Annotated in this window: 12 protein-coding genes; 4 read left to right on the top strand and 8 right to left on the bottom strand. The window is 46.8% G+C overall.

The window, feature by feature from the left end; all coding sequences use genetic code 11:
* The first annotated feature begins 175 nt into the window (after nucleotides 1-175).
* Nucleotides 176-502 carry a Bor family protein gene (locus KVT36_RS12215; RefSeq protein WP_217603782.1) on the top strand — a complete coding sequence of 109 codons (327 nt, stop codon included), beginning with the start codon at nucleotides 176-178 and terminating at the stop codon, nucleotides 500-502.
* Nucleotides 499-1,998, top strand: a complete 1,500-nt coding sequence (locus KVT36_RS12210) for an FAD-binding protein (protein ID WP_217603781.1) — start codon at nucleotides 499-501, stop codon at nucleotides 1,996-1,998. Before KVT36_RS12215 ends, KVT36_RS12210 begins: the two co-directional genes overlap by 4 nt.
* A 3-nt stretch (nucleotides 1,999-2,001) precedes the next feature.
* Here the strand turns inward: KVT36_RS12210 and KVT36_RS12205 are convergent, their stop codons facing one another.
* From KVT36_RS12205 to KVT36_RS12185, 5 genes are all read right to left on the bottom strand, one after another.
* The gene (locus KVT36_RS12205; RefSeq protein WP_217603780.1) at nucleotides 2,002-4,098 is read right to left on the bottom strand and encodes a M48 family metallopeptidase; all 2,097 of its coding nucleotides are present in this window, start codon (nucleotides 4,096-4,098) and stop codon (nucleotides 2,002-2,004) included.
* 121 nt (nucleotides 4,099-4,219) lie between these two features.
* Nucleotides 4,220-4,618: a hypothetical protein gene (locus KVT36_RS12200; protein ID WP_217603779.1), complete on the bottom strand. Its 399-nt coding sequence runs from the start codon at nucleotides 4,616-4,618 to the stop codon at nucleotides 4,220-4,222.
* Between the two features lie 4 nt (nucleotides 4,619-4,622).
* Nucleotides 4,623-4,982, bottom strand: coding sequence for a hypothetical protein (locus KVT36_RS12195; protein WP_217603778.1), 360 nt, complete (start codon nucleotides 4,980-4,982; stop codon nucleotides 4,623-4,625).
* 428 nt (nucleotides 4,983-5,410) lie between these two features.
* Nucleotides 5,411-5,971 carry a phosphatase PAP2-related protein gene (locus KVT36_RS12190; protein ID WP_217603777.1) on the bottom strand — a complete coding sequence of 187 codons (561 nt, stop codon included), beginning with the start codon at nucleotides 5,969-5,971 and terminating at the stop codon, nucleotides 5,411-5,413.
* A 160-nt stretch (nucleotides 5,972-6,131) separates the two neighbouring features.
* The gene (locus tag KVT36_RS12185) at nucleotides 6,132-6,509 is read right to left on the bottom strand and encodes an SRPBCC domain-containing protein (RefSeq protein WP_217603776.1); all 378 of its coding nucleotides are present in this window, start codon (nucleotides 6,507-6,509) and stop codon (nucleotides 6,132-6,134) included.
* 274 nt (nucleotides 6,510-6,783) lie between these two features.
* Here KVT36_RS12185 and KVT36_RS12180 point away from each other — a divergent pair, with 274 nt between their 5' ends.
* On the top strand, nucleotides 6,784-8,055 hold the full coding sequence (locus KVT36_RS12180; RefSeq protein WP_217603775.1) for a WG repeat-containing protein: 1,272 nt from the start codon (nucleotides 6,784-6,786) through the stop codon (nucleotides 8,053-8,055).
* A 4-nt stretch (nucleotides 8,056-8,059) separates the two neighbouring features.
* Nucleotides 8,060-10,483: a hypothetical protein gene (locus KVT36_RS12175; RefSeq protein WP_217603774.1), complete on the top strand. Its 2,424-nt coding sequence runs from the start codon at nucleotides 8,060-8,062 to the stop codon at nucleotides 10,481-10,483.
* Nucleotides 10,484-10,526: 43 nt separating this feature from the next.
* Here KVT36_RS12175 and KVT36_RS12170 read toward each other — a convergent pair whose 3' ends face one another.
* The 3 genes from KVT36_RS12170 to KVT36_RS12160 all read right to left on the bottom strand — a co-directional run bounded on the left by KVT36_RS12170 (nucleotide 10,527) and on the right by KVT36_RS12160 (nucleotide 13,415).
* Nucleotides 10,527-11,279 (bottom strand): energy transducer TonB, encoded by a 753-nt coding sequence (locus KVT36_RS12170; RefSeq protein ID WP_217603773.1) that lies wholly within the window; start codon nucleotides 11,277-11,279, stop codon nucleotides 10,527-10,529.
* Nucleotides 11,280-11,374: 95 nt separating this feature from the next.
* Nucleotides 11,375-12,883 carry a S8 family serine peptidase gene (locus KVT36_RS12165; protein ID WP_217603772.1) on the bottom strand — a complete coding sequence of 503 codons (1,509 nt, stop codon included), beginning with the start codon at nucleotides 12,881-12,883 and terminating at the stop codon, nucleotides 11,375-11,377.
* Nucleotides 12,884-13,148: 265 nt separating this feature from the next.
* Nucleotides 13,149-13,415: a tautomerase family protein gene (locus KVT36_RS12160; RefSeq protein ID WP_217603771.1), complete on the bottom strand. Its 267-nt coding sequence runs from the start codon at nucleotides 13,413-13,415 to the stop codon at nucleotides 13,149-13,151.
* Between the last annotated feature and the right edge of the window lie 55 nt (nucleotides 13,416-13,470).

Raw genomic sequence — 13,470 nt, 5'->3', positions numbered from 1 at the left:
ACATTGATCCAGGATAAAAAAAAGCATTGATAAATATCACGGTCCCCTATTCCATTTAACGGTTGCTTTCCACCACTTGTTAATCAGCAGCAGCCAATTACGCAATGGTGGCTGGCCGGCACAGCAATATGCTATAATTTGCCCCTGTATATTATTTGACCCCAAAAATTCCCTAATGAAAAATTTGCTACTAACCCTGTTACTGGCCATTTCTGTCATGTCGTTCAGCAGCTGTTATTCCTACCGTATTGCTACCAAAAACCAGGAAGGTTCAGAGATCACCAGGCTCACCGCGCATAGCTGGTTCTGGGGCCTGGTACAAAAGCCCAAACAGCTTAGCACTCCTAATTGCGACAGCCTGAATATCTATGGCATGTCGGAGGTGCGGGTTAAGACCAACCTGGGTTATGCGCTTGTTACAGTAGTGTCCCTGGGCATTTACTGCCCGGTAAAGGTGGAATACCGCTGTGGTAAACCTTGTCCTAAAAACGGCCGGTTATGAGCATGAAAATTTTCAAAACCAACAATACCGAATGGGAGAACCGGCATGAAACCTTTGCCCATACCATCCAGAACCTGTATGAACTGGGCAATGGCAGCGGTACGGCGCTGGATACGTATAATGCGGCCACCAAAGGTTTTCAGCAGCTGATACAGGAAGCCATTAATAATAACAGCGCTTTACGCGGGTTAGGCGCGGGCTGGTCATTTACCCCTATTGCCGCTACCAATGGTATTATACTGGATACAAAGGCGCTGAACACGGTGTTTGAAATTTCACCGGCCAGTGTTACGGCGGCGTATAAAGGCGATCCGTCAAAACTTTTCCTGGCGCAATGCGGCACCGCCATATGGGAGCTGTCCGCATATCTGAAAGAGCGGGGGCTTTCCCTGAAAACATCCGGCGCCAGCAACGGGCAAACCATTGCGGGCGCTATATCCACCGGCTTACATGGATCAGCCTTTGATGTAGGCGCGGTGCAGGATGTGGTAACAGGCCTGCACCTCATACTGGCGCCGGACCGTCACATATGGCTGGAGCGCAGCACCAATCCCGTGGTATCAGATAGCTTTATTGCTTTACTGGATGCAGAGCTGGTACGGGATGATGAGCTGTTTAATGCTGCGCTGGTGAGCTTTGGCAGCTTTGGCATTATTCACGGGGTAATGATCGAAACAGAACCACTCTTCCTGCTGGAAGCCCATCTTGAATGCAGGCCTTTGGATGCCGCTTTACGCAGCTGGATGCAAACACTGGATTTTTCCAAAGCTACGCTGCCGGCTGGGAATGAGCGCCCTTACCATTTCCAGGTGATCATTAACCCGTATAACTTAAAGAAAGGCGCTTATGTTACCAGCATGTATAAAAGGCCCTACCACGCTGGTTATACCCCGCCGGTAAGCAATACACAGGGCATTGGCCCGGGCGATGATGCACCTTGTTTTATAGGCAAGCTCACAAATGCCATACCCAGCACCGTGCCCCTGCTGGTAAATAATTTACTGGCAGGCGCACTAACACCCTACAAAAATCAGCAGGGCATTTTAGGGGAAATATTCTCTAATACCGACCTGCATGGCAAATTGCTGAGCGCTGCTGTTGGTATACCAATTGAGCATGTGAATACAGTTATAGACCTGTTACTGGCGCTTAATAATTCCAAGGGCCCCTTTGCAGGGCTTTTTGCTTTCCGGTTCATAAAACAGTCCGGCGCTTTGCTGGCCTTTACACGATTCCCTTACACCTGTGTAGTGGAGCTGGATGCAGCCTTTTCCAAAACCACCTATTCTTTTTACAAAGCAGTATGGAAAGAGCTGGAAAAACAGCATATACCTTTCACCTTTCACTGGGGCAAGGTAAATGAGCTTACGCCTAAACGTATGAAAAAAATGTACGGCGACCGGCTGGATGCCTGGGTAAAAGCCAGGAACCAGCTATTAAAGCCGGATGTTAAAAAAGTATTTACCAATACTATTATGGAGCAATGGGGATTGTGATCCTTATTGATGTGCGTAGGATTCCAGCTGTGTTTCCAGCATTTTTTTATAATACCGGAAACGGATGTCACTCAGCTCCCCGGCCACTTTCACGGCCAGATCATACAGCCCGTTCAGCTCATCATTCTGGAAACTATTGTCTTTGAAATAGGTATAACGGGTATCTATAAACGCCAATATCTTATTGTACAGGTCACCGGGTGTTTCCGGGGTGATCACCTGTTCATTAATAAGCGCCTGCAAGGCTCTTTTAAATTCCCATTCATAGTTGTTACGTAGCTGTTCTACAGCTGCATTCACCTGCCCCAGGGTAAGGTTGCCGTCATAAAAGGGCTGCAGCGTAGTGTTGATCTTATGCACAATTTCCAGGTATGCATCATTCCGTTTGCCAAATGCCTGGAACTGCCGGTACTGCGCCAGCACATGCTCTTTTTGGCCATTGGCATGGGTATAAAAAAAGCTGAAGGCCTCTTTATCCAGCTGCGCCTGCTGCACTTTTAATTGTTCGATCTCTTTTTCCAGCCGGGTTATAATGCTGTCGCAATCCTGGTGGGTATACTTGGCGCCGTCAAAGTCAAAGCTGGTAACATCCAGCCGTTTTTCCTTAATAGCTCTTAAAATGGCCAGGTCGTTCTCATTGGTGGTAATAGAAGCCTGGATCTGCCCGTTCTCCTCGCTGAACAGCGTTTCAAAGCCGCCTGGTTGCGGCGTGTATTCATTAGTGTTAAGATCCCATTCTGTTACGTTAATATAACGGCTGTCATAAAAACCTTTGTAGGCAGCCGGCAGGCGGTAAGTTTCCTGCTGTTCTGCATGCCAGGTATCAAACTCCCGGTCATCGTAGTGTTTTATTTCACCTTCCATAGGCACTGCGTGGTACAGGTTAGCTGTCAGCTTTTCCTGCAGGGCCTCTGCATCACGGAACAGTACCCAGGCGCTGGTATCATCGGCCGGGGCATCCATGGCCACCTGCTCCAGGTGTACCTTACGTTCTTCCAGCGTAGGGTGGCTGGCCCATTGATTTTTATAATTGATCCTGGATTTGGAAAAAGAGCGGATGAACTGGTAGCTAATATCCGGCAGGCCCTGTTTCAGCGGCAGCTGGTGCTGGCTGGCCATGGAACGGAACACGGTAAGCTGGTTACGGAAAATATTACGGGCCACCTTTTTTTCACGCAGCCATTCATTGGCCGCATTAATGGCAGAGGTGTAGCACCCGCCGGCCACCTCTACCCTGCTCAGGGCTGTTACCAGGTTATTACCGCCTGCCACACTAGCCGCAATGGTATCTGCATGAAATTCCATTTCCCGGCTCAGGGCCAGGTAACTTTTGTTGATCAGCGTATACATGCCGCGCAGGATCCATTGGATGCCCTGCGCTATCTTGATGGTAATGTTGGCAAAAAGGGCCAGGTAGCTGTGCAGGTTACCCCAGGCCTGCAGGAAAGCCGTATAACCATTGTTATCATACAGCATGTTATAAATAATACGGTTAGTATTATACGTAAAGCTGCCCAGCTTCATACTGCGCTGGCTAAAGTGCCCAAACTCATGCGCCATTACGGCTTTAAACTCGCTGATGTTAATGCTGTTCACCAGCCCCAGGCCTATTTCCAGGTTCTTACGTACGGGCAGGAACATGCTCCAGAAGCTGGAATGATAAAATACACAGGCATTTACATCCGGCGACAGGAATATTTTTTTCGGGAAACGGGTATTGGTATCAGTGGTGAGCCGGCGTATGAAGGCAAAGAGCTGCGGCTGCTCTTCTTCTGTAACGGGAATGCGCGCGGCATTTTCATCCTTTGAAACCGCAAACATAAACTTCACCAGGAAGTACAGCACGGAAATACCTACACATACCAGCCCTCCGCCTAAAATGATAGTGATCAACTTAGGTAAATGCACTACTATCCAAATACCGGCATAACAGCAGGCAATGGCCAAACCCACGGCCACAGCCAATAACAGCACATAGGTGATTAAAAAAAGCAGGATAGCGATAATAACTTTAACGGCTTGTTGTCTGAATCCGGGTGATGGCGTTAACTTTTCCGGATAAACATGGGCCGGCGGCAATGGATATGACAATGAATTCATGGCACAGGTTGTAGTGTTGGCATTGGTAAATATTACACAACATAATAAAAAAAATCTATAAACCAAAGCAGCACATACCTTAATGGCATGTGCTGTGGATGTATGGTATGGGGATGAAAGGTCAGCTGATGGCAGGCGGCGGTACGGGAACGGTGGCCAGACGTGCTTTTTCCTTAGAGATCCTTCTGCCCCGGAAAAACAGGTACAGGTTAAAGAACAGCATGATCCCCAGGTAGATGCAAAATCCGCCTATTTTGGTGCTCAGTATTTCCAGCAGGCGGCGGTTGCTGGCAATGTCAACCGCAATGGTCATTACCCAAAAAGCAAAACCCAGGTTCAGCAGGTAAAAGCCGGTTTCAAACAGCTTATTGGTGGCGCCGGCAATTTCCGCCTTGCCGCCAAAAATGTCCAGCATGAACACTTTGCTGTTTTTGAACAGGGTATGCGCTACATACCAGGTTAATAAGATCACCACAGGCAGGTAAATTAAATAGGCCATGAAATTGTAAGAGGTTTGCATACAACTATATTTTAGAATGAGTAATAGATTGATCCCGTTTGCTGATAAAGTAAATGCCGGTCATGTTACAAAAATGGATGAGCGCCAGTGTAAGCAATATTTTGCCGGTCATGGCGGTAATGCTGCTCAGCAGCTCCGTCCAGGTGTGAATAGTATCCCAGGTGGTGAGCATCAGCGCGGCGTAGCCCAGGTTCAGCAGGTAATAACCCACCAGCAGTATCTTGTTTATAAAGTCTGTAAGCGCAGCATCCTGATGTAACAGGTTCAGGATGAACAGGCGCCCGTTGCGGTAAAAGATGAATCCTACACGCACTGTTACCAGGTAAGTTATGAGCAGGTAAATGATATAGGCAAGTGTGTTCATAAGTGCGAAAGTTCCTGACAAAGGTATTCCTGTTTTCCGAATTTTCAAAATTTTCTGAAAATTCATTAACAATTAATAGTTAATAGGGCAAGAAAGGATAGTGGGTAACTATTAGCCTTTAGCGGGTAGTGATTAGCTGTTAGTTGTTAGCTGTTAGCTGTTAGCGGGTAGCGGGTAGCGGGTAGCTGATAGCGGGTAGCTGATAGCGGGTAGCTGATAGCGAGTAGCTGATAGCGGGTAGCTGATAGCGGGTAGCTGATAGCGAGTAGCTGATAGCGAGTAGCTGATAGCGAGTAGCTGATAGCGGATGGCGGATAGCGGGTAGTAGTTAGCGGGTAGTAGTTAATGATTAGCTGTTAGGGATTAGCTATTAGCGGTCAGGTATTAAGCGCTAAGGACTAAGAGCTAAAAGCTAAAAGCTAACAGCTCTACAGATCCACCCACTTAACAGCCAATGCATATGCCATAATGGAAAACAGCGGTGCAAACACTACATCCGTAGTATAGTGGACATGCTGTACCAGCAGCAGCACTGCTACCAGGAATGTGCTGATACCTGCCAGGTAACGATCCTGCTTTTTTTCGCAGCCAAGGAAAATGAGGAAAAGTAAAGAGGTATGGCCGGAGAAGAACAGGTCTTTACTAATAGACTGCCCACCGTAAAATACACCGGTCAGCGGATCGGTTAAGGCTATCATATCCACGGGTGGCGCCAGGGGCACCAGGAAAATAGTAAGGCAGCGGGATACGCAAAGTAATATATATGCTGTAACAGAGGTCAGGAACAGCTTGGGCCGTGCTGTGGCTCTCACCACAAACAATACCATCATTCCCCATATAAGGATCATTATAGGGATTGAAACGTCAATTGCAGGTATGCTGGCCAGGATCCAGTCGTTCAGTACCGTACCATCCCGTTTTTCGATATACCGGAAAAAGGATGGGAAGGTTAAAAAAATGAGCACAAGTGTAATGCTGCCAGTGATCATTTTCTTTTTAAAACTCGTATTCTCCCATGAAATCTGCCAGCTCCTTCTCAGTAGTTGTATTTTTCCAACACGCATTTACTGATTACGGGTTTTGCTTTGTTCTTACTTACGGGGTGTAATTTTAATATAAATATACCAATAATAAAAATATGTTACGCTATCAGAGATAAAAATCTATGAGCGCACCAAAATAGGCATCCTGCCATCCTTCCACAATATCGGCATAAGCGTCGTCCGGGATATTGGTATGTTTTAATTCTGCCGAAGTGCCTTTCTTATCAGGATGCAGGATAATGGTTACAATAGAATCTTCCTCCTGCTCCCCGAAATACCATTGCTGCACGATCTTTTTATCTTCCACAAACTCCAGGTTGCGGCCGGCAATGCTCCCTTCCCACAGGGAAAATTCTGAGCCCGGCTCTGTACTCATTTCTGCCGGCTCCCCGCTCCAAAGCTGTATGGTGGCCGGGTTGGTGAGCGCCCGGTACACATCTTCCGGAGGTGCTGGTACTATAAAATGCTTTTTATAATCCTTCATAATCAGTGTAAACAATGATCTGTAATTATGCGCAAATGTATTCAAATTAATTACATTCTTAAACCCCTTGTAAATGAGGCGTGAAAGAGCAGGCCGGCCCACTATATTATTTTATGATTATTGCATTTAAAATATTTTTAATATTATTATCTTTACGAACTCATCTTTACACCTGATCCTATCATCTTATAAAACCGGGCATGAGACATTTTCTTACACAGGGGCATGTTAATGCGAGGTTCTATCTGACCCGTAAAAAAATCAATCTTAACAGATGAAACATATTTTTCACCTGCTTTTATGCTGCCTGGCCTTACCTGCCATATCGCAAAACCGCTACTACCCTTATGCAGAGGGAGCCAAATGGGGGCTTACCGATGAAAGCCTGGCAGTATTGGTAGCCCCCCAGTTTGATACCAGCTTCCGGTTTGTAGACAACAAATTTGCGATCGTACAAAAGAAGCAGCGCTACGGCCTTATAAGCCCGGATGGAAATATGATCCTCCCCTGTGATTATGAAGCCCTGAACTACTTTGGTATGAATGCAGGTACTGCACAATTACAGGGCAAATACCAGCTGCTGAATTTCACTACCGGCAAACCGGTATCCGCTTTTGTGTTTGACAAGCTGAATGATTACAACTACAAAGATGCTATTGTACTGCTGGTTACCCAGGCCGGTAAAAAGCATTTTTTAAACATCTTTACCGGGCAACCGCTCAACCAAAAAGGTTATGACGATGCTTCATTCCTGCGGGGCTACAATAACCGCGGGAAAATAAAAACCGGTAACAAATACGGCCTGATAGACCTCCGTACCGGCGCCATTGTGCTGCCCGCTAAATACGATAAGCTGGAAGATGCATGGCAGAACGGTAACAGAATACTGGTGGCCACCACCGGTAAGATTAATACATGGTTTGATGAGCAGGGTGTTGTAGTACCTCAGCCAAAAAAAGAAAAACCGGCCAAAAAAAAACCTAAAAAGGAAGAAGCTCCTGTTATGGAGGAAACAACGTTAATGGAGTCAACAGTTGCCATGGAAGGTACTGCAGACGGTCCTGAAATGAAAAAGGATATTTACATTTATAACCAGGGCAATAACAAGTGGAAGCTGACCCTTGAAAACCGCCCCCTGTACACCTCCGGAGAAACAGAGATCTTAAATACCTTTGACCTGAACGGCTATACGAATCTGCAAAAACTGAGTTATGACCCTTACAGCAGGGACGTGCCTTCCGTAACACTGAAAGCTGTAAAGAACGGGAAAGCAGGTATTATTAACCCTGCAGGAACAATATTGGCGCCTTTTCAATATGATGATATTATTTATACCGGCAGCTATTACAAAACCATCCGCAATAACAAGATAGGGATACTGAGCAGGAATCTGAACGAGATAACCCCGCCGGTGCTGCAGAACATTTACAACAGCGATCCTTACCTGCGCGCCTGGCTGGTAGAAATGCCCAATGGAAAAAAAGGATATATGGATATGAAAAGCGGTAAGATCTTTATTCCCGGTATACAGCTAACCAGTAATTAACCCTATGCATAGTATAATTCGGAGGGGAACTGCTACCCTGCTGCTATGGCTGTATGCCGCTATGGCGCTTGCACAGCAGACAACAATGCCTGAAGCGCTAAGCGGCAACTGGCTTAAAACAGATGGCAGCAACCAGTTTGTAATAGGGCTGTATAACGGCGTTGCCTGTTACCAGAACAATGTGTCCCTTATTACGGCCCTTACCGGAAGTAATGGTCACTGGCAAATAACCTTAGCCGGCAAGCGGCTGAGCCTTTCCCTGAAAGATGCCCATACCCTTATACTTACGGAGAACGGGCAGCCACAAACGTTAAAGCATATACGTACTTATAATTACGGGTACCAGCCCATACAGCAGCCTTTAAAACAGCCGTTGTTCCGGGTAGGCACGGCCACCGTAAAAGGTTACCTGCAGCTGCCGGCCACTGCCTCCAGGAACAAGCTGCAATACAACTATGTATTGATAAGCTATGAAAATGTGCTGACCGGCGAAACGGAGTACTTACCGGCCGACCTGGATAAAACAGGCCGCTTTAATATTACTTTTCCGCTGTATAAGCTGCAAAAATGTACGCTGATCTATAACCAGGATAAAATAGCTACCTTCCTGGCGCAACCCGGCAGCAGCCTACTGCTGGCCGTGAACCCGGACATTAAAGTAAGCAACCCCAACCCGGACTATGACCTGGTAGCGCAACGCGTAGCTGTCATGGGCGATGATGCAGACCTTAATAACCAGTACCAGCATTTTTTAACTTACCGCAGCGGGTTAAATGATACGGCTTATACACAGAACATAACTGCATTATCGCAGGTGTACTCACCTGCCAAAGTGCCACAGGTTGTCATTGATTATATAAAAGAGGAAGTGTTGTATGATTATGCCTGCAAACACTTATCCGATATGCGTAATGCAGACAGCGCCACAGCACAGCAGCTGTACCAGCGCTACCTGGTACCGGGATCACCTTACGCCGTGCTGCACGACAACTTTTACCAGCTGGCCGGTTATTATGCAGACCGGCTGCGGGAAAGCAGCCGCAGTAACGGTATGCGCTATTCCTTTTCCACAGATAAGATGGCGCAGCGCATTAATAACGATTACGGCCGCTTTCTTTCTCCGGAATTTATGCAGCCTTATAAAGCCATACAAAAAGATGGCGCCCTGCTGCGCAATATGAAGGATGAAGAAATTATTAAAACCTATTTCAACGGCGATAAAGATGCGGCCATTGCCTTCCGCTACCTGACCCGGAAAATACAGGATGAATTTTTTAAAGAGCAGCGCGATTCTGTGGCTTATGCAATGAATACTACTATCCTTAAAGACCCGGCAGCACATTTTGCCGCTAACCTGTACCAGCTGCTGCACAGCAGCTATTCGGATGATGATCTGCGGATCCCCTCTACCTACCGGCTGAATGTCTTTAAGGATGCCGCAGCAGCAAACAACATGCCCTGGTGGCTGGTGGACAGCCTTAACCGGCAGGAGGCCATTAAAACCGCCAGCGCCGGCCTGGCAGTAAAGCTGGACAGTACGCGCATCCGCGAAATTAATAACGAAGCTGACTGGCAGGCCGTGTTAAAAAGTTATCGCGGCAAAGTAGTGGTAATATCCATGTACAACCATTTCTTTCGAAAGGAGAATGCCAGCCTCGGCCTGTATAACCTGGAAAAACTGCAGGCCTTATACAAAGGAAAAAATGTGGTGTTCCTGAAATGTATTATACAACGGCAGCGTAGCGATAAAATGAAACAGCTGTTCGGCTACCTGCAGCTGATGGACAGCCGGCACCAGCTGCAAAATGTGCTGTACATTAACCGTAAGATCAGCGCTATGGCATTAATGGAAGAGTCTATTGAAGGTAATATGGGTATTTATGGCATTGCAGGGGAAGCGCATCACCCGGCCATTTTTGCAAAAAAATCCAGCTACAAAGAGCGGGACAATATAACTTTAACCACAGAGCTGAACGCAGTGCTGGCTGGCAAAGGACACTATTATGAAAGTGATGCCGCCGCTTATTTTATAAAGGATAAAAAGAACGAGGATTATGTTCCGGGCTACAGGAATGAAATGCTCAAAACCTGGACCCGCCGGGATTCCGCGGGTGCTTATGAAGTGTACACACCTAAAGCACCGGAAGTACCGGATTATGAAACAGGTGATTCTGTTTATAAGCAGGTGATCTTTATGGCAGATTCCTTCTTTGTAAGCGCCAGGATGGTATTACACAGGCAACCTGGCCGCAACCGCTTTTCTTATGCCGACAATTACGAGAAGGAAACAAAGTGGGAAGATGGGTATCGTTACGAGTTTAACAAACCCACTAAGCTGCTGCGGCTTTACAATAAGCAGAAAAAGCTACAGCGGCAATACCGGGTAATAATGATCAATACCGACATGATGGTATTGGAACGATTGTAGGCAGGCATTTAGCGTTTAGCGTTTGGCATTTAGCATTTAGTGTTTAGCGTATTAACAAAGGTTTTTTGTTCTTAAAGCCTATCACCAGCTGGCGGTAATCTTCTACCGGTTTAAAGCCGGTCAGCTTGGGCTGCCAGGGCGGCATATTTTTTATTACCCGGATGGCTTCCTGGTCAAAAGCATCGCCCTGGCCTGTTATAAGCTGTATGTTATCAGTAGCGCCATCGGGGGCTATCCTGAACCGGATCACTATTACATCTGCTACATCCTGTTGTACACCGGCGGGGTATACAAAGTTAGCCTGCAGGTATTTTTCAAGGTCCTGCGTCTGTGTGCCAAAGCCGGAAGGCCCGACGGGCAGCATATCACGTGAAAATTCTGCTGTGTTATCGGCAGCCTGCATATTATCTGTATAAAAATGGAAGACTTTTTCCAGCCTGGTCTTAATCCGTTTTCCATTGATCACGCCCGGTTGCCATAGGGGCATGCGGCGTAACAGGGCAATGGCCTGCTCATCACAACCATAACCCAGCTTTTTGGTGATGCGTATATCCCCTGCCCGCCCGTTTTCATCAATCACGAACTTAATAACTACGTTACCGCTGATATTACCTGCCTGCGCCGCTTTGGTAGTACGCAGGCCAGTGAGTATATACTGGTCAAAAGCCTGCTCACCGCCCGGGTAAGCGGCCAGCGTATCTTCAGAAACCTTTACGCCTTCCAGGGTAGTTTCCTGCGCTACGGAATGACCAGCCAGCGCCGCAATCAAATTAAATAAAATTAAAATACGTTTCATGCCGGCAAGATAGCAAAAATACCAGGTGTTTAAAATGAGAAGAGGTCCCCTTTTACAGGCGGACCTCTTTCTTATATACATGAAGGACAAATTTATTAGTAGCTCACTGCTTTACCGGCATTAACCTGGCCATTCCCGAAGAAACGGTCTTTACCAGGCGTACCATAATCGGTAGCGCTTTTGCGGAACAGCAGATCCACCAGTAAGGGATTAGCCAACCGGCCGTATTTGCCATAGATCAGCGCTGCAGCCGCAGAAACGTGAGGGGCAGCCATGCTGGTACCGGCAGACCAGGTATAGTAATACGTATCGGTAGCTTCGTCCCAGGCGCCAATGTTAAACACAAAGTCGAACACGTATTCCGGATTAACAACACCGCCTACATTTACGATAGTAGTATTAATAGGAATGCTGTAGTTACCGCCCGGTGCACCGTAAGAAATAAAGTTCTTACCGGAGTTGGTGAAAATGGAAGGACGGTACAAGGTAGTATCCTGGTTAATGCCCCAGCCCAGCGGGCCGTTGGAGGAAATGGACAGTACACCCAAACAGGCGGCAGGGTAAGTAATAAAGTTCTTTTCCACATCGTAGTTATATGCATCATTACCGGCAGCAGCTACTACGGTAGTGCCCAATAAGTTTGCATAGATGGTAGCACGGTTCATAGCAATTACCAGGTCCCTTACATCACGGTCATATACCACGGTATAATCATCGGAAGGATCATCTGGTGTGCCATTATCATCTACAAAAGTTCTGCGGGGCAGCTCGCCACCCAGGCTCATGTTGATCACATTGGCGCCATGATTTACGGCATAGAAGATACCATCAATAATACCGCTCCAGGGGCCGGAGCCATTATCATCCAATACTTTTACCAGCATCAGCTTTGCTTCCGGGGCCACGCCTACTACGCCGTAAGCATCGTCCAGTGCGGCAATAGTGCCGGCAACGTGGGTGCCATGGCTGAAACCTTCTGCGCCATGGTACTGTACTTCTTCACCTTCAATAAAACTGTGCGTTAAAATAATGTTGGGTTTAATTTCTGCATCGTTCAGCAGGAAACCGCCATCCAGTACAGCTACTTTTGCGCCACGGCCTTTGTAGCCTTTTTGCCAGGCTTGCGGTGCCTTAATGGATTGCAGATCCCATTGCAAAAAGCTGTAAGGATTATTGGCTAATGCATTGGATTTAGCCATAGGCCCTGCGGCAGCGGCATGCGCACCGGGTTTGTAAGATACTGAGGAACGATAAACTTTTGTGGGCAGGCGCCAGTTCATTACAATGTCTACCGCTACGGATTGTACCCCCGGGATCTTTCTTGCTTTTTCAGGGAAGCTGGGATCTGGGGTTTGTACATGAATTAATCCTAATTCCTTGATGGCTTCTTTGAGCTTAAATTTCTTAACGCCTAAGGCGGTTAAACCTTCTGAGATGGTTTCAAGCTTTGCGCCTTCCTGCGCAATTACAATGAAACCCCGGTCCTGTTGTTTTTTGGATTTGTCCAGTGACCCATTAATGATGTTGAGGTCTTTTTTACATGAGGCGACAACAATGAGCATCATAAGGGGTAAGACCAAACGCATAAGTTGATTTCTTTTCATAGCGAATAAAATTTAAATGAATAACGAAACGGATTTTGGAAATTAAAAACAGATTGCTACTATATATGTGTGCATGACTCTGGCTGCTACATAGGGCTAATTGAATGTACTTAAATATTTTAGATTAATCAACTTTATATAGGGGGTGCAGAAAAAATTAATATCCGCCGTAGGTAAGCGTATGAGGGATCTGCGGGTTTATGCAAAAAACCTGCCGGTAATTACCGGCAGGCAGGGTTATATGATCAGGAGAAATGGCGGCTAGTTATAGAACCATTTGTGCAAGGCCTTGTCCGAACGACCAGTTCTCGGCCGTTACTTCTGTAAGCACAATGAACACATCATCCATTGTAACCGGTGTGCGTGCAGCTATTTTTTCTGCAATGGAATGGTATAATGCTTTTTTCATTTCCACGGTACGGCCATGGCGGGCAGTGATCTCAATAAACACCAGGTTATTGCTGTGCGGCACGTTCATATAACCGGACCTGTATACCAGGTCGGTAAGGCGTATCCCCACGAGCAAGTACATGTTTTTTTCTTGAAGAGGGAGGCTCTACTTTTTATGCAGGTGTCCAGTTGTGTGG

The sequence above is a fragment of the Chitinophaga sp. GbtcB8 genome, from assembly GCF_019091455.1.
Lineage (GTDB): Bacteria > Bacteroidota > Bacteroidia > Chitinophagales > Chitinophagaceae > Chitinophaga.
This window is presented reverse-complemented; position numbering and strand designations above follow the sequence as displayed.